At 36.6% G+C, this 19,430-nt stretch carries 19 protein-coding genes and 2 pseudogenes; 10 read left to right on the top strand and 11 right to left on the bottom strand.

Going from position 1 to position 19,430, the window contains the following annotated elements; genetic code table 11:
* Window positions 1–312 precede the first annotated feature (312 nt).
* The gene (locus MHH51_RS15350) at window positions 313–1,677 is read left to right on the top strand and encodes a TrkH family potassium uptake protein (protein ID WP_147211055.1); all 1,365 of its coding nucleotides are present in this window, start codon (window positions 313–315) and stop codon (window positions 1,675–1,677) included.
* A gap of 78 nt (window positions 1,678–1,755) precedes the next feature.
* On the opposite strand, the pseudogene MHH51_RS15345 reads toward MHH51_RS15350, so the two are convergent.
* The 3 genes and pseudogenes from MHH51_RS15345 to MHH51_RS15335 all read right to left on the bottom strand — a co-directional run.
* Window positions 1,756–1,836 (bottom strand): annotated as a pseudogene (locus tag MHH51_RS15345) (YjcZ family sporulation protein); the annotation flags it as partial.
* A 547-nt stretch (window positions 1,837–2,383) separates the two neighbouring features.
* Window positions 2,384–2,908, bottom strand: coding sequence for a signal peptidase I (gene lepB, locus MHH51_RS15340; protein WP_281289854.1), 525 nt, complete (start codon window positions 2,906–2,908; stop codon window positions 2,384–2,386).
* Between the two features lie 126 nt (window positions 2,909–3,034).
* A complete protein-coding gene (locus MHH51_RS15335) occupies window positions 3,035–4,192 on the bottom strand; it encodes an aminotransferase A (protein WP_339282436.1) in 1,158 nt (385 codons plus the stop codon).
* A gap of 111 nt (window positions 4,193–4,303) precedes the next feature.
* Between MHH51_RS15335 and MHH51_RS15330 the strand changes: the two genes are divergently transcribed.
* Together MHH51_RS15330 and MHH51_RS15325 are read left to right on the top strand one after the other, a co-directional pair.
* A complete protein-coding gene (locus MHH51_RS15330; protein WP_077601015.1) occupies window positions 4,304–4,468 on the top strand; it encodes an FbpB family small basic protein in 165 nt (54 codons plus the stop codon).
* Between the two features lie 265 nt (window positions 4,469–4,733).
* Window positions 4,734–5,057, top strand: a complete 324-nt coding sequence (locus tag MHH51_RS15325) for a hypothetical protein (protein WP_339282435.1) — start codon at window positions 4,734–4,736, stop codon at window positions 5,055–5,057.
* A gap of 125 nt (window positions 5,058–5,182) precedes the next feature.
* On the opposite strand, the gene MHH51_RS15320 is transcribed toward MHH51_RS15325, so the two are convergent.
* From MHH51_RS15320 to MHH51_RS15310, 3 genes are all read right to left on the bottom strand, one after another.
* Window positions 5,183–5,653: a YkyB family protein gene (locus tag MHH51_RS15320; protein ID WP_147211058.1), complete on the bottom strand. Its 471-nt coding sequence runs from the start codon at window positions 5,651–5,653 to the stop codon at window positions 5,183–5,185.
* Window positions 5,654–5,909: 256 nt separating this feature from the next.
* Window positions 5,910–6,482, bottom strand: a complete 573-nt coding sequence (locus MHH51_RS15315) for an SCO family protein (RefSeq protein WP_147211059.1) — start codon at window positions 6,480–6,482, stop codon at window positions 5,910–5,912.
* Between the two features lie 174 nt (window positions 6,483–6,656).
* Window positions 6,657–7,502: a metallophosphoesterase gene (locus tag MHH51_RS15310; protein WP_339282434.1), complete on the bottom strand. Its 846-nt coding sequence runs from the start codon at window positions 7,500–7,502 to the stop codon at window positions 6,657–6,659.
* A 405-nt stretch (window positions 7,503–7,907) separates the two neighbouring features.
* Between MHH51_RS15310 and cbpB the strand changes: the two genes are divergently transcribed.
* The 3 genes from cbpB to MHH51_RS15295 all read left to right on the top strand — a co-directional run bounded on the left by cbpB (window position 7,908) and on the right by MHH51_RS15295 (window position 10,423).
* Window positions 7,908–8,357 carry a cyclic-di-AMP-binding protein CbpB gene (gene cbpB / locus MHH51_RS15305; RefSeq protein ID WP_147211061.1) on the top strand — a complete coding sequence of 150 codons (450 nt, stop codon included), beginning with the start codon at window positions 7,908–7,910 and terminating at the stop codon, window positions 8,355–8,357.
* A 223-nt stretch (window positions 8,358–8,580) separates the two neighbouring features.
* The gene (gene dapD, locus MHH51_RS15300; RefSeq protein WP_339282433.1) at window positions 8,581–9,288 is read left to right on the top strand and encodes a 2,3,4,5-tetrahydropyridine-2,6-dicarboxylate N-acetyltransferase; all 708 of its coding nucleotides are present in this window, start codon (window positions 8,581–8,583) and stop codon (window positions 9,286–9,288) included.
* 16 nt (window positions 9,289–9,304) lie between these two features.
* Complete coding sequence (locus MHH51_RS15295) at window positions 9,305–10,423, top strand: N-acetyldiaminopimelate deacetylase (RefSeq protein WP_339282432.1); 1,119 nt, start codon at window positions 9,305–9,307, stop codon at window positions 10,421–10,423.
* 100 nt (window positions 10,424–10,523) lie between these two features.
* Here the strand turns inward: MHH51_RS15295 and MHH51_RS15290 are convergent, their stop codons facing one another.
* Together MHH51_RS15290 and MHH51_RS15285 are read right to left on the bottom strand one after the other, a co-directional pair.
* Window positions 10,524–10,901, bottom strand: a complete 378-nt coding sequence (locus MHH51_RS15290) for a VOC family protein (protein ID WP_147211064.1) — start codon at window positions 10,899–10,901, stop codon at window positions 10,524–10,526.
* A 57-nt stretch (window positions 10,902–10,958) separates the two neighbouring features.
* Window positions 10,959–11,156 (bottom strand): annotated as a pseudogene (locus MHH51_RS15285) (AraC family transcriptional regulator); the annotation flags it as partial.
* A 123-nt stretch (window positions 11,157–11,279) separates the two neighbouring features.
* Here MHH51_RS15285 and MHH51_RS15280 point away from each other — a divergent pair.
* From MHH51_RS15280 to MHH51_RS15265, 4 genes are all read left to right on the top strand, one after another.
* Window positions 11,280–11,720 (top strand): thioredoxin fold domain-containing protein, encoded by a 441-nt coding sequence (locus tag MHH51_RS15280; RefSeq protein ID WP_147211065.1) that lies wholly within the window; start codon window positions 11,280–11,282, stop codon window positions 11,718–11,720.
* 244 nt (window positions 11,721–11,964) lie between these two features.
* Complete coding sequence (locus MHH51_RS15275; protein WP_156986022.1) at window positions 11,965–13,713, top strand: ABC transporter ATP-binding protein; 1,749 nt, start codon at window positions 11,965–11,967, stop codon at window positions 13,711–13,713.
* Between the two features lie 17 nt (window positions 13,714–13,730).
* Complete coding sequence (locus MHH51_RS15270; RefSeq protein WP_147211067.1) at window positions 13,731–15,560, top strand: ABC transporter ATP-binding protein; 1,830 nt, start codon at window positions 13,731–13,733, stop codon at window positions 15,558–15,560.
* 84 nt (window positions 15,561–15,644) lie between these two features.
* Window positions 15,645–16,307, top strand: coding sequence for a TrkA family potassium uptake protein (locus MHH51_RS15265; protein WP_147211068.1), 663 nt, complete (start codon window positions 15,645–15,647; stop codon window positions 16,305–16,307).
* A 93-nt stretch (window positions 16,308–16,400) separates the two neighbouring features.
* Here the strand turns inward: MHH51_RS15265 and MHH51_RS15260 are convergent, their stop codons facing one another.
* The 3 genes from MHH51_RS15260 to MHH51_RS15250 all read right to left on the bottom strand — a co-directional run bounded on the left by MHH51_RS15260 (window position 16,401) and on the right by MHH51_RS15250 (window position 18,994).
* Window positions 16,401–17,015, bottom strand: coding sequence for an SAM-dependent methyltransferase (locus MHH51_RS15260; RefSeq protein WP_339282431.1), 615 nt, complete (start codon window positions 17,013–17,015; stop codon window positions 16,401–16,403).
* Window positions 17,016–17,114: 99 nt separating this feature from the next.
* On the bottom strand, window positions 17,115–18,782 hold the full coding sequence (gene rnjA / locus MHH51_RS15255) for a ribonuclease J1 (RefSeq protein WP_077601031.1): 1,668 nt from the start codon (window positions 18,780–18,782) through the stop codon (window positions 17,115–17,117).
* 2 nt (window positions 18,783–18,784) lie between these two features.
* Entirely contained in the window at window positions 18,785–18,994 is a 210-nt protein-coding gene (locus MHH51_RS15250; RefSeq protein WP_147211071.1) for a DNA-directed RNA polymerase subunit epsilon, read from the bottom strand.
* Window positions 18,995–19,430: the final 436 nt, after the last annotated feature.

Here is a 19,430-nt window from a genome sequence, read left to right as displayed (position 1 = left end):
TCTACTAGGAACGCCCACGTCGTGTGGGCAACGTAGAAGCCACCGCATCCTGCGGAAGTCGGTTGACGGGAGTTTTCCAATGGGGCTGGGACTTGCGATTACTCGCCCCGCCAAAAGCGTTACTCACGTATTTAAAAGCATGGAGGAACTTCTGCTAAGACCGTCCACGTTCTATGGACAACACAGAAGTCGCCATCTCCAGTGAAAGCTCGTTTGTAAAAAATCTCGGCGCCTTGAACTTCTTGGTCCTATTTAACGGACTTTTTGCACATACATTTTTAGGTTTTTATTTGAGAAGAAGAAGGGAAAACAATGCAAAAAAAACGTAGTAAATATAAGAATATCCGCCAATGGACACCTTTCCAGCTGTTGTTGTTTTATTATATTGCTGCGATAGCGTTATCAACGGTAATGTTATCTTTACCTGTTTCTCATCAGCCAGGTATCGATATTCCGTTAATTGATATTGTATTTACAGCTGTCAGTGCGATTAGCGTAACAGGATTAAGTACAATTTCTATTGCTGATTCATTAAGCACGACTGGGATTATTATTTTAGCTCTTATAATGCAACTCGGGGCAGTAGGGATTATGGCAATAGGTACAATGCTCTGGATTATGTTAGGGAAGCGGATTGGTTTCAGAGAAAGAAATATGATTATGACTGACCAGAATCAAACCCATTTTGATGGTATGGTAAGATTAATTAAAAATATTGTTTTTGTACTGCTGATAATAGAAGCTGTTTTTTTCATTATCATAGGAATTTATTTTATGAAGTATTATTCTTCGGCTGGCGAAGCATTATTACATGGATTTTTCTTTGTAATCAGCTCAGTTTCTAATGGCGGTTTTGATATTACCGGGCAGTCATTAATTCCTTTTCGATCTGATTATTTTGTCCAATTTATGTGTATGGTGCTAATTATCCTTGGTGCCATCGGCTATCCAGTAATTATTGAAGTAAAGGAATATTTATTTCATAAAAGAAAATTAAAAAACCAATTTCATTTTAGTTTATTTACGAAACTTACAACGACAACTTTTTTTTCTATAATATTGGTTGGGGCATTAGGGGTTTATTTATTTGATATTCATGGTTTTTTTAAAGATATCAGCTGGCATGAGTCGTTCTTTTATGCCTTGTTTCAATCTGTCACAACTAGAAGTGGCGGGCTGGCAACAATGGATCTGAACCTATTATCAGATACAAATCATTTATTTATGTCTGCATTAATGTTTATTGGGGCTTCACCTAGCAGTGCCGGGGGAGGTATAAGGACAACAACCTTTGCACTGGTACTCATTTTTCTATTTACGTTTATTCGGGGTGGAAGGAGCGTTAAAATATTTCATAGAGAGATTTATGAAGTCGATTTAAATAAAGCTGTTACTGTAACTTTTTTTGCAATTATGGTTGTTTTTTCATCTATTATTATACTTACCCTGTTAGAACCTGTTTCCCTGGATGCGATTATTTTTGAAGTGACCTCTGCATTTGGAACAGTTGGCTTATCCCTGGGGATTACAGATGAATTGTCCGCAGCCAGTAAAATTATATTAATGGTATTAATGTTTATTGGACGGGTAGGTATTCTTACCTTTCTAATGATATTTAAACGTAAAAAGGATCCTGCCAAATTTAATTATCCAAAAGAAAGAATTATTATTGGCTAAAGGAGCTTATGAAAAGGAAAAAATTTGTTGACCATATAAAATAAATGGCCTGTGCCTTCAGCACAAGCCATTTTTTGATTAGCAGTAAAATGCAGCTCCTACGATGATTAGTAAAATGAAAAGAACAACAATCAACGCAAAGCCGCCAGCGTAGCCGCCGCCATAGCCGCCACCGTAACCGTAGCCACCACCATATCCATAGCCCATGCTTTTCACCTCCTGAACTTACAGTATTACTGTATGCAGATAGATAAAATGTGTATAGACGTTTGCCCTAGTTTTTCTCGGAACCTGAATGCTGACATTTAGGTAATTGCAGTGTAGAAAAGCTTGAGCCGGCTCCGTTTTAAGTAAAAAAAATACAATTTCGCTTTTGGTTCTGGGAAGTATTTATCCGAATAATAGCCTTTTTTGAAAAAAACATACAATCACATTTTTTTCTTTATTTTATGTGAGGATATTGATAAGATGGTATTAGAATAGGTATATTAAATAATGGTATGTACATAAGTGAAGGGAGTGCTTTAGGATGGAAATGCTTTTTGGTGTGGTGTGTTTTGCAATTCTTGTATTAAATATTGGTTTTTGTGTTATGGATAAAGAATAGTTATCTACGAGGGAATGATTCTATAAATTCCAAGATAGTAAGAAAAGCAGAAAGCTGCCTCCATTTCTCTGAAGAGAAGAGGACGTCAGTTTTCTGCTTTTACTCTACCCAGCCAAATTCGCTGAAAGGGTAGATAATTAATTCGGATTTACCAATGATATCATCCCGCGGGATAAATCCGAGTCCATTTCGGCTGTCTTTACTGATTAACCGGTTATCCCCCATTACAAAATAATTGTCTTCAGGAATTTCAATAGGGCCAAAATTATTGGTTTGTGCAATTACTTCATCACTTAGAAAATGCTGCTGATAAGCCTCACCATTAATATACAACTGACTATTTTCAATTTCTATCGTTTCGCCGGGCAATCCAATCACACGTTTTACGTAGTTTTTGGGAGGTTGATGAATAATTACAATATCGCCACGACCGGGTTCATGGATAGAATAAACAACCTTATTAAAAATCACACGTTCTCCGTCCTGAAGGGTGGGATACATGCTTTCTCCTTCTACAATAGAAGTGGCAAAAATAAAAGTCCTGAGAAAAAGGGCAAGCATGATGGTAATAACAATTGCCTTGAACCAGCCTATCCATTCTTTTTTATGATTGATATTTTCCACATGCTCATCTCCAAAAAGTCCATAATCTTCTCTTATCGTAGCATGTTTAAGTAATCTGGCGCAAACATGCGAATCAGAGAGCCCTCAAAGTATGAGGGCAGCTTCTCCAGCTTTCAGGTTATTGCTTTACCTTTTTGTGGATAAGTATGCTTCTAACCGGTCTAAGCCTTCTTTTAAAATAGTTTCATGATACGCGTAGCTTAAACGCATATAGCCTTCTCCATGAGTAGAGAAACTGCTGCCTGGAACAAGGGCCAGTTTGGCATCACGTACAAGAGAGAGACCAAGATCAAATGAATTCATGTTGTTTAATTGCATTTTAGGGAAAATATAAAAGGCTCCTTGTGGCCGTTCAACATCCAATCCCATCTTTAATAAACGTTCATAGACATAATCTCTGCGCTCTTTAAAAATCTGTTTTATATGGGCTGTGTGCTGCTGATAAGTTGTCAGGGCTTCTAATGCAGCATATTGGCTGATAGAGGAAGCGCAGGACACATTATATTGATGCACCTTTAGCATCTGCTTGGATAACCACTCCGGAGCAAGTGTGTAGCCTATGCGAAAGCCTGTCATTGAATGTGATTTGGATACCCCATTTATAACAATCGTCTGGTTTTTTAAATCGGAAATAGAAGCAATCGAAGTATGGTCAAAATCGAATACAATTTCACTATAAATTTCATCTGATAAAATAAATATTTCTTTTCCTTTAAGTACTTCAGCGAGAGCCTGTAATTCAACTTTTGAATACGCCGCACCGGTCGGGTTAGACGGAGATGGAAGTACAACACATTTCGTTTTTTCTGTTATGGCATCTGCAAGTGTCTCAGGAGTGAATTTAAACTCTGTACCTGCTGTATTAACATGAACCGGCTTGGCATTCGCCAATGTGATAAGCGGCTCGTAACCTGGATAGATCGGACTTGGTAAAATTACCTCGTCACCTGGTGTAAGAATGGTTCGAAAAGTAATATCAATTGCTTCAGATGCACCAGAGGTAACAATAATTTCTGTTTCCGGCTGATAAGTCAGTTCATAGTTTGTCTGATAATAGGAATGTATTGCTTTCCGCAATTCCAGAATCCCTTGATTTGGTGTATATGTTGTAAAGTTATTTTCAATAGCCTGTATTCCTGCTTTTTTTACATTATCAGGGGTATGAAAATCCGGCTGGCCGATGGTTAAAGAAACGACATCTTTTTCACCAGATACGAGATTAAAAAATTTACGAATTCCAGATATTTCAATATTTTTAACATTATTGTTTATTAAATGCTTCAACAAAATCACCTTCACTTAAAAAAATATAAAAATTTCAATAAATGTTCAAATAATTTGGATTAATATGAACGAATACGGGTATAATAAAAAGTATAGAAAGGAGAATACAACATGCGTCCAAGATCACTTAATTTCGAACAATTGGTTGATATGAACAGACAAGAATTATTAAACGATGAAAAAAGTATATCACAAATTGAAGAGAAATTAGAAAAGAAACAAGAAGCTTTTTTACTGGCTCATAAAAAGAATAAAGATGAATTAACCGCTGAGTAAGGAAATCCTTGCTAAAGCGGTTTTTACTTTTATAGGATGGATATGATGAAAAAAGGAATTTCGTCTTTGTCATGGGACTGGAGCCAGAGATTAACCGACCTTGAAAACATTCCTCGTTAAAAGTATTACTGAAATATCTAAAGATATAGTTTCTGTTGGGGGAGATCATTTTATTAGACGGCTTGTTCTTTTCGAGCACATTTGTATAAAAAAATCAGCAGTGACTAAACTAGATAGAAGTGAAAACTGGAAGAAAGGTGAGAACATGTCGTTATCAGGTATTGTATCTATAGGAAATATTGGAATTAATGCTGTTTATGTTTATCTCGGCATGATGCTTCTATGCACTGCAGCAGTCTACTATATAGTGAAAAAAATATATAAATGGGCGATAAAAAAACAAATGTTGCGGTTTATGTCTTACATTGGTGCGAGCACCATTATAATTAGTTTAACAGTTATTTTAGCTGTCCTTCAGGAAAGAAATGCGTGGCAATTTTTAAAGGCAGCAATGCAAAGTCTGGCTTTTTTAGGAATCAGCTTAGCTGTGCTTCCATTGCTGCATCAATTTTTATTAAAAAGAAAATAAATATACGCGGCAGGTCAGATAGATGGCACCTATTTAAACTGGATACAAAGCCTGTACATAAGGAAGACAGCTCTCATTACCTAATTTCTTGCAATCTGTAGTAAACGTCTGAGGCTGATATTTCCTTATTTCTTTTTAGAACGTACAGGCGGCCAATCCATTTTGCCAAGTGAGGAAGGGACGTAATAGCTTGAGCGCTGCTTCTTGGGCGATGTGGACTTTGATTTTTCCGGTTTCCAGTTAATATATTGGCAAATGAGCCGCTTTGCTTGAGATAAAGACATTTTTACCGGGGGATTTCGGTAGGCTTGATCTAATGCACCTAAATGCTCCAGCTGTTTTAAATCCTCTTTTGCAGGAGGAATATGGAAACAATAGTCTCCAACTTTAATAAGTACAGTAGAATGCTGATTACTAAGCCTTGGATGGTTAGAAAAATGCAGCCCTTTTTTAAAAGCTCTCTTCTCTTTTAATAATTGTTCGATAGCTTGTTTTTTTAGTTGATATAATTGCTTCGGTTCAGGAGCTGTTTTAGCATGCTTATTGATTACAAATAAAGCTTGTGCTATCTTTTGAACCTCAACTTCATGTTTCATTTTCAAGTCTCTCCCTTTTAAAAAAGGATTTAAATCAATTTATTTCAATTATTACTCTACCTTAAACTTTATACAATTTCAATACTATATCAAAATAAATGCGAACGAATGAGCTTGTTTTTTGCACGTGATAAAGTTTGAAAAGAAGAAAAGGAAAAGACCGCATTCATAGAGAGGCGGTCTTTTAGCTGAACAAATGAACTATAATCTTTCTGATCTCGGGAAGAGCTGCTTTCAATTGTAACAGCAGAGTTGTCTAATTTACTTTTTTTAAATCAGCCAGGATGGTCTCCATATTTTTCATTTCAACACCATCATAATTCTTGACGACCTCTCCTTCTGGGCTGACTAAGAAAAAGGAGGTTCCGTGGATAACTTGATCATCCCCATCTGCCGGGGCTTGAACGAAATTCTTAAAATGTTTAATGGAAAATTCACGGATAGTTTCAAAGTCATAGCCCGTTACGAAAGACCAGTTATCAAAGTTTGCATCATAATGAGAGGCGTACTCCTTTAACACTTCTGGTGTATCATAATCTGGATCTACGCTAAAAGAAACAATTTGTGCATCAATCCCTTCTTCCTCCATCATGGACTGCAGGTGAGCCATATTTTGAGTCATCGGCATACAAACTGTTGTGCAATTGGTAAAAATGAAGTCAGCAATCCACCAATCTCCCTCTAAATCACTCAGAGAAAGCTGCTCCTTATCCTGCGTTGTGTATTCAAAATCGGGAACCTGTTCTGACATGGTTGTTTCAATAGCATAACTTCGCCCACACCCTGCCAATAGAAAAAATAAACCAATAAGTACTAAGTAGCGTCTCATATCATTAAATCCTTTCCCAACTATACTTATACTCATTATAGCATTGGATAAAATGTTGAGAAACCATCTCCTATGAAGGAATTATGACATTTAAGAGCTTGCTTCAAACAGTGCTAATAAAAAAACAAAGATTCGCTGCATTATTTTATGAAATTGCTGTCTTTAAAAATTGTATCAGGAATGAAGTGTAAATACATGCAGCTCCGGTCTGCATAAAAACCGATATGGTAAACGGGTTGTTCCAATTCCGCTGTTCACATATAGCGTCAATTTATCTGAAATAGTATATTTTCCCTGTACATATTTTTCAGCATATGCAGGGGTATATAGATCACCGATAAATGGCAGACGAACCTGTCCTCCATGACTATGTCCTGATAATTGAATATCCACTGGGTAATTCTTCACTACGTCTGCGAGATCAGGCTCATGTGCAAGAAGAATGGTGAAGTCAGAATCTGTACGTTCTTCTAGAGCTTGACTAATATCTGGATCACCGAGCATAGCATCATCAATCCCTGCTAATACGAAGGATGCATCTTCACGCTGGATACGGGATGCACTATTTTGTAGCAATGTAAAATTGGCTGCTTCAAATGTTTCATATAAAATTTCTGTTCCATTGCCTCCATGATCATGGTTTCCATAAATCCAAAACTTTCCTTCTGGAGCTTCTAACTGCTGCAATAATTGGATGAGCTTATTATTCCAATGATAATTATTGGGTTCATCAACCAGGTCTCCTGTAAACAGAATTAAATCAGGCTTCAGATTGTTAATTTTTGATACAAGTGATTCCAACTGTTCTAAGTCATAATGAAAACCTAAATGTGTATCGGAAAATTGGACAATTTTAAATTGATTAAAAGCTGCGGGGATTTGCGGAGAAGTAATTGATTCTTCCGTAATTGTCAGTAAAGATGGTTCAATCTCACGAGCATAAAAATAAGTGCCGCCACTTAAACCCAGTAATGTTAACAAGCTTCCTAGAGACCTTTTTAAAAATGTTCTGCGATTCATTATATAATTTCCTTTCTGATAACCTGTTATAAAAATTATAGCACGGATAGAGCGCTTTTTTCATTTGGAAAATCATTAATTTACATAAGAAGATTAGAGAACGTTAAAAGGAACCAGATCCTGGTACTTTAGGAACTTGCTGATGCAATAATCGTGAGAGAATAGCAGAAGTGTGTTAAACTGGTAATGTGTGTATGAATAAAATAAAAATGAAATATAATTTAATTTGGAAGTTTATGTATAAATGTTTTAGGGTACAAAGCACATGGGTTTTGTTACGCTCATATGAAGCAGATATACAAGAAAAGTAATATATAGATAATTGTTCACAGAATTTCAGATATGTTAAAAAGAATCATTAATTTGCAAATACGAATGTTTATATGAAAAAAGGGGGCAAATAAGGTGAGTGCAACGCAAGATAAGCAGTTGGCAGATATTAAGTTAAGTGAAGTACTTATACCTGCTGAGAAGGTGGCACATGTCCAGCTCAATAATCCTTTAGAACACGCATTACTGGTATTAATGAAATCCGGTTATACAGCAGTTCCGGTACTTGATTCAGCTTATAAATTTTCGGGGATTATTGGTAAAACAGCTATTCTTAATGAAGTGCTGGGGATAGAAAGCTTTGAAATGGATCGCCTGTCAGAAATCCGGGTAATGGATGTAATGGCCAGTGACGTGCCGACCTTAACAAGGGAAAATAATCTATTAGACGGTCTAAATGCTTCGATTGATCATCCGTTTGTTTGTTTAGTAGATGCAGATGGTTATTTTGATGGTATCCTGACAAGAAGAGCCATATTAAAGCAAATGAAGAAGGATATCTATATGAATGCATATAAAAAATAATTATAAAACCTCCATGATGTGGAAGAACAATCGCTTTATTCTGCATTATGGAGGTTTTTTATTATGTATAATTTTAAGAAGCAGACTTCTCTTTCAGCGGGATAAAGCCTATTTAAAAGATAGCAGACTTTTCTATTTACATAAGTGCATTATATTAGTTGCCGTTGAAGGTAGCGTCTGCTAAAGTAATAAAGAGATTATAAAAATGGAGGAATAGTTAACTATGGATGCAAATGAAATTATACAGTTTATTTCTAATAGCAAGAAAAGTACCCCGGTAAAAGTGTATGTGAAAGGAAATTTAGACAAGCTTCCTGAGCAAGACGGGATTAAAGCATTTGTAGATGCAAAAAGCGGTACATTATTTGGCGAGTGGAAAGCAATAGAAGCATTCCTAAAAGAAAATGAATCTATTATTGAAGACTATGTTATAGAAAATGATCGCCGTAATTCTGCGATTCCAATGCTGGACCTAAAAAATATCAATGCACGTATCGAGCCGGGCGCAATTATTCGTGACCAGGTAGAAATCGGTGATGGCGTCGTTATTATGATGGGTGCATCCATTAATATTGGTGCTGTAATCGGTGAAGGAACAATGATTGATATGAACGCTGTTCTTGGCGGAAGAGCAACAGTTGGAAAGAACTGTCATATTGGAGCCGGTACTGTATTAGCTGGTGTTATTGAGCCCCCTTCTGCAAAACCGGTTATTGTAGAAGATGATGTTGTTATTGGAGCAAATGTTGTAGTACTTGAAGGAATTACTATCGGGAAAGGCTCTATTGTAGCAGCAGGAGCTATTGTTACAAAGGATGTAGAACCAAACACATTAGTAGGTGGGACGCCTGCACGTGTGTTAAAGGAAATTGACGAGCAGACTAAATCTAAAACTGAAATTAAACAAGAGCTTCGTAAATTAGATAATTAAGGCAGATGAATAGGATATGACAGCATTTGATTTGCAAACTGTCCGCAGGGAGCTCCATCAAATTCCTGAATTAGGCTTCAAAGAGGAGAAAACGCAAAGGTATTTGCTTGAGAAGATTCGGGAGATGGCGACAGATCGTGTTGACATCAAAACTTGGCGGACAGGTATTTTAGTACATGTATCTGGAACCAATCCATCAAAGCGGATCGGTTTCCGGACAGATATAGACGGGCTTCCGATTTTAGAAGACACAGGTTTTGACTTCTCCTCCACACATCCGGGGAAAATGCATGCTTGTGGACATGATTTCCATATGACTATTGCTTTGGCAGCTCTCAGCAGACTGATTGCACAGCCTGTAAAAGATAATGTTCTATTTATTTTTCAGCCGGCAGAAGAAGGCCCGGGCGGTGCAAAGCCAATGATTGAATCAAAGGAATTTCTTGATTGGAAACCGGACACTATTTTTGCACTGCATATTGCTCCTAATTTACCAGTCGGCAAAGTGTCTTCAAAACCGGGACTTTTATTCGCGAATACAAGTGAGTTATTTATTGATTTTAAAGGTCTCGGCGGACATGCTGCTTATCCGCATTTAACAAAGGATATGACAGTGGCAGCAAGTAACTTTGTTGTACAGCTGCAGCAAATTGTTTCCAGAGGGCTGAATCCTTTAGACGGCTCTGTTATTACGATTGGGAAAATGGAAAGCGGATTTGTACAAAATGCTATAGCAGAAACAGCGCGGTTGGAAGGAACCATCCGTACAACAGAAGCTTCTTCTATTCTATTGGTGAAAGAAAAACTGGAAAAGCTGATTAAAGGCTTCGAAATAGCATATGATTGTGAGATAAATGTAGATTATGGATCTAACTATTACCAAGTAGTGAATGATGGAAAATATGTAGAGCTGTTTCAAGAATCCTTAGCAGGTTCAGACATTGAATATGTCCAGGCTTCTGCAGCAATGACTGGAGAAGATTTTGGAGATATGTTAAAAGTAATCCCAGGATTTATGTTCTGGCTTGGAGTAGATTCGCCATACGGACTACATCACGCGAAGCTGGCTCCGAATGAAGCTGCACTTTCTGTTGGTGCAGAAGCAGTAGAAAGATTTATTCGATCATTCGATTAATTGTTTGCGGAAAATAGATTTCATTATAAAGGATAAAAAGACTTTCTTGTTATTTTAAAGAAAGTCTTTTTTTATCCGCTCAAAATTTTTCTTTTCTAAATTAAATTTTCACTTCACTCATGAGTGCATGAGTATTGTTTTCTGTATCGCTGAAAAACACCATCCATGTTTCTATATTTCCTATTTTCGTAATCATATGTGGTTCATCAATAAAAATTACTTGCTTTTTTTTAAGCTGTTGATATGCTCTTTGAATATCATCTACTTGAAAATAAATAACGGAGCTCGGATGGGCAAATGCTTCTTTTTCCGGAAGCGTCAACATAATCCTTAGGCGGTCACAATCAAAGAAAGCCATACTATCTGTACTAAATAAAAGGGACAGCCCTAATTTTTCTTGATAAAAGAGTATGGCTCTTTGTAAATTTTTAATTGGTACACCAATTTGTCCAATGTGTTGAATAGTATCTGCCTGCATATAATTATCTCTCCCTTAACAATAAATTTAAGACTATTTTAATTCAACTGAAACAGCTTCATCAATGCTGATGGTGTATGCACTTTCATTAAGAAGCAGGTATCTGTTATTTTCAACAGCGAAAAATCCTTTGTTTGTTCTGTAAAAGACTTTACCATTAGAAAATGTTTTAATGGATAACTGTCCAGTACCTTCTCAGTAGAATTGAGGACTTTTTGCATGAAGAACGAAATCTCTTGAACGAGTTTGAGTCATGATAAAATCTCCATATGCTTTTTGTCTGTATTATACAGAAAATTGAGTATAATAAAAACAAATACATAGATTTTTCTCCTTCGTCATATATCAGTTAAAGAGTAAAAAATAAGGAGTGACATCATGCAGATTTATGATATTCTTCCTGACTTATCCAAAATCAAAGCCTTACCTGGCAGCAACCGATCTCTTTTATTATCAAGCGGAAGACCAGTTCTTGTTATTTTTTGGTCCGTAAGCTGTTCATCCTGTAGTAATTTTTTAAAACAGCTGGCTGAGGTTCCGGAAATTAAGTCAAAGAGAGTTGTTCCAATTTTAATTCATATTTATTTAGATAGGGAGCAGGTAAGCTTATCAGAAATAAAGAATAAGCTGAATCAGCTGCACTTTGATGCTGTTTCTTTAGATGATATAGATGACCGGCTCGCAGCTGTATTTCAGTTCCGCTATGTACCTGCTTTATATTTATTTGACAAACAGGAAAGACTCCGGTTTAAGCAAAGCGGTAAATCTTCTACAAATTTAATAGAGCAGCGTTTAAAGCGTTTATTAAACGAAAAGTAAGAAAAAATCTCTCTGTTCTTTATAGAATGGAGTTTTTTTGTTGTGGCAGTAAAAAGAGTTTCAAGGATATGGATAATAAACGAATTATTCAGAACAATTAGAGGTGTTTATCTCTTAAACTAGGTATTTTGATGGAAAAAAACTTTTTTAAAATAATTTTCAAAAAAATAGCGCAAAACAGTAGAAATTTATTTCGGAAACCGTTATATTAGTTATTACGGAAAAGTGAAAGGGGGAATAAATTTTGAATATTTTTAAAAAATTAAAGCGTTTTTATTGGCCGTATAAGAAATACTTTATTTGGTCAATTATTGGTATGCTTATCGTGACAGTTATTACAGTAGTTTATCCAATTATACTTCAAATTACAATTGATGAAGTAGTTGCTGAACAGAGATATGGATTGATTCCTTATATCTGTGGTGCCTTTTTAGGCTTAATGATGATAAAAGGGGTGTCCACTTTTTTCTTTCAGTATCTGGGTGATTTATTTGGAATGACTGCTGTATATAAGCTGCGTGAATCGTTATATGATAAGCTGCAGGCGCTTGCATTCAAGTATTATGATAATGCAAAAACAGGGGATATTATGTCCCGGCTGACTGCAGATGTGGAAGGTTTCCGTTTCTTCCTTTCTGTCGGTTTTGCAGAATTAATTCGAGTTGTTTCTTTAATGCTGATAAGTATTTCAGTTATGTTTTATTATTCTATTCCTCTAGCACTTATAACAATGGCTGCAATGCCATTTCTGGCATTTGTTGTTTATAAATTTGATAAGCAGGTTCATCCGGCCTTTCGGAGCATTAGACGTTCCTTTGGAAGATTAAACACCAGGGTACAGGAAAATATAAGCGGGATGAACACGGTTAAGTCATTATCAAGAGAAGATTTCGAGATTGGCAGATTTTCTGCAAGTAATGATAATTATCGGCAAAAATATTTGTTTACTTCAGGTTTATGGGCGAAGTATTTCCCGGTAATGGAATTTATCGGAAATGTTAGCGCAGTTGTTTTATTAGCGTTCGGTGGTTTTTTTGTAATAAACGGCTCCATGACAACAGGAGAATTAATGGCATTTTTCAGCCTTGTCTGGTTTATTATGGGACCACTTATGAACTTAGGATTTATCATTAATCAATTTTCTCAGGCAAAAGCATCCGGAGAGCGGCTGCTGGAGATTCTGGAAGCGCATGAGGACATCGAAGAAAAGCCTGATGCCATCGATATAGAGATTCAAGGTCATGTAACATTTAAGAATGTCACGTTAACGTATATTGAGGATGATGATGAAGCGTTAAAGAATATCAGCTTCGATGCCCCACCTGGCAAAACGATTGGTTTAATTGGTGCAACTGGTTCCGGGAAAACAAGTATTACACAACTGCTTACACGGTTCTATGAGCCTGAGGAAGGAGAAGTTCTGGTTGACGGACACCCTGTTTCAGATTATAAGCTGAAAAGTCTCCGAAGCCAAATCGGGTTTGTTTTGCAGGAGCCATTCCTGTTCTCAACAACAATTAAAGAAAATATTTCTTATGGCACACCTGGAATTAAAGATGAAGATATTATAGCTGCGGCAAAAATGGCTCAAGCACATGATTTTATCATGGAGCTTCCGAATGGATATGATACGCTTCTCGGAGAGAGGGGAATGGGTCTGTCTGGAGGGCAGAAACAGCGGATAGCAATTGCCCGTGCAATTTGTATCGACCCGAGTATTCTTGTTTTAGATGATGCGACATCTGCTGTTGATATGCAGACAGAGCATAAGATTCAAAAGGCTTTGCGGGAAGTGATGAAAAACAGAACATCCTTTATTATTGCGCATCGTATTTCCTCTTTAAAGCATGCTGATGAAATTTTAGTGCTGGAGGACGGAGAGATTGTCGAACGGGGTACACATGATTTCTTATTAAAAAATAATGGCCCTTATGAACGTATTTATAATATCCAATACCAGGACCGTGAAGAAATAATGAGTGTGGTCCATTAAAGGGAGGTGGAGAAATCTTGGCGAAAGTAAAAGAAGCTAAAAAACAAAGCAAGCATTTAGAGCGATTTCATTATACGATAGACCAGGCAATTGAGAAGCCGTTTAACTGGAAGCAGATGTGGAGATTACTTCAGTTTTTAAAGCCATATTCAAAAACATATCTGCCTGGCGCAATTATTGCGATGGTTATTGCTACAGCTGTCAGGTTAGCCATACCTATTTTAATTGGTAAAGTAGCTGTAGATATAGCAATTGCACGCAGTGATACAAATCTTTTAGTCTATCTCGTTATAGGTATTGCTATTCTTTATATGATCAGTTTTATTGCCAATCGTTTTCGGATAAAGTGGGTTAATATACTAGGGCAGAATGTTATTTATGATTTAAGACAAAAGCTGTTTTCCCATGTACAGAGACTTTCCCACCGTTTTTTTGATACTCGTTCAGCGGGATCAATACTTGTACGGATTTTAAATGATATCAACTCCCTGCAAGAGCTGTTTACAAATGGAATTATTAATCTATTGATGGATATTTTAATGTTAAGTGGAATTATTATTATTCTTTTCATAATGAGTCCGCCTTTAGCATTGGCTGTTGTCATCGTTATTCCGCTGATGTTTATTATATCTACTACATTAAGAAGGAAAATAAGACGTTCCTGGCAAATGGTCCGTCTGCAGCAATCTAGAATGAATTCGCATTTAAATGAAGGACTTCAAGGTATGCGTATTACCCAATCCTTCTCACAGGAAAAAGAAAATGCGGAATTCTTTGATGGAGTGAACAGCGGCTATTTTAACAGCTTCCGTGATGCGGCGAAGAAAAGTGCATTTTTCAGACCGCTTGTGGATATCTGTGATGCAGCAGGAACCATCATACTAATTGCCTTTGGCTCTTATTTAATTCTTAATGGAACAATTGAATTGGGAACTTTTATTTCCTTTGCCTTTTTCCTGGGGATGTTCTGGGAGCCTATTTCCAGGCTGGGACAGATGTACAATCAGCTTTTAATGGCAATGGCGTCATCAGAACGTATTTTTGAATTCCTGGATGAGCAGCCTAATGTTGCTGAAAAAGAAAATGCTTATGAAATTAAAAAAATGGATGGAAAAATTGAATTCGATGAAGTGGAATTTGCATATAATGCGGATCGTTTAGCTTTAAAGAAAATTTCCCTGGACATTCAGGCTGGGCAGACGATTGCTCTAGTTGGGCATACAGGAAGCGGTAAATCTACCATTGCAAATCTGATAAGCCGCTTCTATGATCCCACATCTGGTGCGGTAAAAGTCGATGGCCATGACCTGCGTGATGTCACGTTAGACAGCTTAAGACAACGAATCAGTGTCGTCCTTCAGGATACGTTTATTTTTTCAGGAACAATCATGGAAAATATTCGTTTTGGACGGCCGGATGCAACGGATGAAGAAGTAAAAGAAGCAGCAAAAGTTGTCGGTGCAGATAGTTTTATCAGCCGTTTAGCGAATGATTATGAGACAGAAGTAGAAGAGCGGGGAAATATTCTATCTGCTGGAGAAAGACAATTGTTATCTTTTGCAAGAGCCTTGCTGGCAAATCCAAGTATTATTATATTGGATGAAGCAACAGCAAGTATTGATACAGAATCTGAAGTGAAAATTCAAAAGGCATTGAAACGATTATTAAAAGGAAGAACTTCCATTATTATTGCGCATCGTCTGTCTACCATAAGGGAAGCAGACTGTATCTATGTTCTGGAGCAAGGTAAGGTTTTAGAGTATGGAAGCCATCAGGAGTTAATGCAGCAGCATGGAAAATATTATGATCTTGTAAAATCACAGTTTACAATGCTGGATGCAATATAGTATAGGCTGGGAGCAGATGGTTGAACTGCTCCCTTTCTTTTATGCTTTATGTTAATATAAGGAACAGAAGAATGGAGGTTTCTTATGAGAAAGGATTTTGCAGTAATTGGTTTAGGCAGATTTGGAGGCAGCATTTGTAAGGAGCTGAGCGAGAAAGGAATGCATGTCCTGGCAATTGATTCTGATGAAGCTAAAGTAAATGAATATAAAAATATCGCTTATCATTCTGTGGTGCTCGATGCAACGGATGAAGATGCCTTGAAAGAAATAGGTATTACAAATTTCGATCATGTTATCGTTGCTATCGGTGAAAATATCCAAGCAAGTATTCTGACAGCAGTGATATTAACTGATTTGGATATAAAGAGAATTACTGTCAAAGCTCAGAATGATTATCATGATAAGATATTAAATAGGATTGGTGTCCATCATGTTGTTCATCCAGAACGGGATATGGGAAAAAGGTTGGCGCACAGCTTTATTTCAAATAATATTTTAGAGTATCTGGAGCTTTCCAATGAATACAGTATTGTAGAGGTGATTGCCGGTAAGAAAATGATTGGAAAGACTTTAATCTCACTTGATGTCCGTGCGAAGTTCGGATGCAATATTGTTGCAATAAAAAGTGGTACGGAAATTGATGTATCCCCTGAAGCGGACAAACCTTTAAAAGAGGGGGATATACTTATTATTATAGGAGCAGATTATGATATAAACCGGTTTGAAAAAGCCTATATTTTTGACTGAAAATATAAGAACCTTCCATTAGATGAAAGGTTCTTTTTTAATAAATCTTAGAGAGACAGATTCTAGTTTGTAAAATATATGTAGTTCAAAAATTTAATTATTCAAGCGGTAGATAACGATTCGCTCATCTGCATTCAACCAATAAGCTTTTAGTTTTATTTCCAGTAATAGCTCGAATGGACTGTAGTGCTCTAGAAAATGAATATAAGTACTATGCGGATAATATAAGATAACATCCACTTCTCGTGGTGTATTTTCTACAGACTCTTGAATATTGGAAATAACACGCTTGAAAATTTGAATAGAAAATGGGTTAAAAAAGTAAAAACGATTATCTTTTGCGGCAATTTTATATTCTTCTGCCAAGCAACAGATAAATCGAATGTCAGCTTTGTTATTTTCAGAACTTAATAATTGCTTATATGCTTGTAAATTGTATTCGGCATCATTAAAAAAATTTGAATCCATTTCAATTCCAGTGACAGATAAATGCTGAAAATAATGAAGGTAAAAAGGTAAACGTCCTTTTCCACAGCCAAAGTCAATAACCGAGTCCTGCTTATCAAAGGGATAAGCTTTAGTTAATTTTTCCAAAGCACTATATGGAGTAGGCTCATAAGGGTTGTAGTGATGTGACTCGGGGTATACTGTTTTCTTGTTCTCCATGGTATGAATATTTAGCAGCTTATCATAGTATTTATCTTTCATTGTCTGTACCTCTTTCTAAAATAGACAGCAATATTTGACTCATTTAAAGAAAGCTTCATTCTCCTGGTAATCTGTCCGGGAGAATGAAGCTTTAGTTATTTAAATTTCCATAATGATTGGTAATACCATTGGACGACGCTTCGTTTTTTCATATAGGAACGGAGCAATCGTATCTGTAATTTCATTTTTTATTTCTGACCACTGTGTTGTCCGTCGTTCCATTACTTTTTCTAAATGCTTGGCAACAAGCTTTTGTGCATCATTGATAAGGTCTTCAGATTCACGCATATAAACAAAGCCGCGAGAAATAATATCTGGACCTGCTTCAATTTTAAATTCTTTCATATTAATACTGACAACGACAATAACCAAACCTTCTTCAGAAAGAATTCGGCGGTCTCTAAGAACAATATTTCCGATATCGCCAATGCCGCTTCCATCTACATAAATTGAGCCAGATGGGATTTTGCCTGCGATTGAAGCTTGTTCTTTTCCAAGAGCCAATACATCACCATTATCCATGATAAAGGAATGATTTTCTTCAACCCCGCATAATTCAGCTAATTTTGTATGTTCTTTTAACATACGGTATTCACCATGAATCGGCATAAAATATTTTGGTTTAATTAAGCGTAACATAAGCTTTTGCTCTTCTTGACTTCCGTGACCGGATGTATGGATATTACTCAGTTTTCCATGAATAACATCTGCTCCTGCACGATACAGCTTATTAATTGTTCTGCTTACACTGACAGTATTACCAGGGATTGGTGATGATGAAAATACAACCGTATCTCCAGGAATTAATTGAATTTGACGATGCGTTCCATTGGCAATTCGAGAAAGTGCTGCCATTGATTCGCCTTGTGAACCAGTACAGAGGATCGTTACTTCATTTGCTGGAAGACGATTAATTTGGTTTCCTTCAATAAACGTATCTTTTGGAGCTTGGATATAACCCAAATCCAGACCGATGTTTATCGCGGATTCCATACTTCTTCCAAAGACAGCCACTTTACGGTTATGCTTTACGGCTGCTTCAACAACTTGCTGTAATCGATAGATATTAGACGCAAATGTAGCAAATATCAGTCTGCCATCAACACGGCTGAATATATCTTGGATGCTTTCGCCAACAACGCTTTCAGACATTGTAAATCCAGGTACTTCACTATTCGTACTATCGGATAGAAGGCATAATACCCCTTCTTCGCCAATTTGAGCCATTTTAGAAAGGTTTGCAGGTTCGCCGACAGGGGTAAAGTCAAATTTGAAATCACCTGTATGCACAATATTTCCAGGCGGCGTTTTTACAACGACCCCAAATGAATCTGGAATACTGTGTGTCGTGCGGAAAAAGCTTACGGAAGTCTTACGGAATTTAATAACATCATCTTCTTGAATGGAAATTAGCTTTGTACTGCGCAATAAGCCATGTTCTTCCAGTTTATTACGGATTAAACCGATTGCTAACTTTCCAGCATAAATTGGCACATTAATTTGTTTTAATAAAAACGGGATTCCACCAATGTGATCTTCGTGACCGTGTGTAACAAAAAGACCTTTAATTTTATCTTGGTTTTGTACAAGATAGGTGTAGTCCGGGATTACATAATCAATACCAAGAAGCTCATCCTCCGGGAATTTAATTCCTGCATCAATAAGGATGATTTCGTCTTGGAATTGAACTGCATACGTATTTTTGCCGATTTCCCCAAGTCCGCCAAGGGCAAATACAGCAGTCTGATCATTTTTTACAAACTTCATTGTTATACATTCTCCAATTCGAACTTGCCAGTACTTTTTTCGTATTCGAGATGTGCCTCATCTAATACTTGAATGTACTCAATGTTAATGTTACGGTCACTAATTTTTGATCTTGCTTCTCTTACGGATTGCGCTTCTACATAAAGGCTCTCCGTGCGTTCTCTTACAGGCACTTGATCTTGTGATGCCTGATATAATACTTTAAAAATCATTTCATCTCTCCTTTAAAATTTACAAACTTTATTTCATTAGGGTTATTATTTAGATGTGTTATATTCCGTTATAAAAGGTAAGTTTCCGTCAGCTCACCTGAAAAATGGCTTTTTCCGTTAAAATTTATTGTTTGGCGGTTTAATTATTTATTAGTAGTTGGTACACGCCCCTCTTTGCCCAGTAAATCCTTTAAACGTTTTTTGAGTTTCTCTTTAAGACGTTTCAGCATAAGGACTCACTTCTCCTTCCGATAATTTAGAAAAGCAAATTTAACCCTCTACCGTCCAATCCTCTTATCTATAGTATAGTACGAAATTGGAAAGAATTAAATAAAAAACGATAAATAATTAGAAAAACTCGAGTTTGCCCATCTTTTATTGAGCGGATAAATACGCTTTTCTTGTAGGCCCTATCCTTGAAAGACGTACTTTTGAC

It is taken from the genome of Oceanobacillus sp. FSL K6-3682 (genome assembly GCF_037976165.1).
Taxonomy (GTDB): domain Bacteria; phylum Bacillota; class Bacilli; order Bacillales; family Amphibacillaceae; genus Oceanobacillus; species Oceanobacillus sojae.
Note: the sequence above shows the minus strand (reverse complement) of the source record. Positions and strands in the feature narration are given on the sequence as shown.

What these genes read in the sequence shown, in the direction of transcription:
- MHH51_RS15350 (WP_147211055.1), top strand. Translation starts at nt 313, where the DNA reads ATGCAAAAAAAACGTAGTAAATATAAGAATATCCGCCAATGGACACCT.
- MHH51_RS15330 (WP_077601015.1), top strand. Translation starts at nt 4,304, where the DNA reads ATGCGTCCAAGATCACTTAATTTCGAACAATTGGTTGATATGAACAGA.
- MHH51_RS15325 (WP_339282435.1), top strand. Translation starts at nt 4,734, where the DNA reads ATGTCGTTATCAGGTATTGTATCTATAGGAAATATTGGAATTAATGCT.
- MHH51_RS15320 (WP_147211058.1), bottom strand. Translation starts at nt 5,653, where the DNA reads ATGAAACATGAAGTTGAGGTTCAAAAGATAGCACAAGCTTTATTTGTA.
- MHH51_RS15315 (WP_147211059.1), bottom strand. Translation starts at nt 6,482, where the DNA reads ATGAGACGCTACTTAGTACTTATTGGTTTATTTTTTCTATTGGCAGGG.
- MHH51_RS15310 (WP_339282434.1), bottom strand. Translation starts at nt 7,502, where the DNA reads ATGAATCGCAGAACATTTTTAAAAAGGTCTCTAGGAAGCTTGTTAACA.
- dapD (WP_339282433.1), top strand. Translation starts at nt 8,581, where the DNA reads ATGGATGCAAATGAAATTATACAGTTTATTTCTAATAGCAAGAAAAGT.
- MHH51_RS15295 (WP_339282432.1), top strand. Translation starts at nt 9,305, where the DNA reads ATGACAGCATTTGATTTGCAAACTGTCCGCAGGGAGCTCCATCAAATT.
- MHH51_RS15290 (WP_147211064.1), bottom strand. Translation starts at nt 10,901, where the DNA reads ATGCAGGCAGATACTATTCAACACATTGGACAAATTGGTGTACCAATT.
- MHH51_RS15280 (WP_147211065.1), top strand. Translation starts at nt 11,280, where the DNA reads ATGCAGATTTATGATATTCTTCCTGACTTATCCAAAATCAAAGCCTTA.
- MHH51_RS15265 (WP_147211068.1), top strand. Translation starts at nt 15,645, where the DNA reads ATGAGAAAGGATTTTGCAGTAATTGGTTTAGGCAGATTTGGAGGCAGC.
- MHH51_RS15260 (WP_339282431.1), bottom strand. Translation starts at nt 17,015, where the DNA reads ATGAAAGATAAATACTATGATAAGCTGCTAAATATTCATACCATGGAG.
- rnjA (WP_077601031.1), bottom strand. Translation starts at nt 18,782, where the DNA reads ATGAAGTTTGTAAAAAATGATCAGACTGCTGTATTTGCCCTTGGCGGA.
- MHH51_RS15250 (WP_147211071.1), bottom strand. Translation starts at nt 18,994, where the DNA reads ATGATTTTTAAAGTATTATATCAGGCATCACAAGATCAAGTGCCTGTA.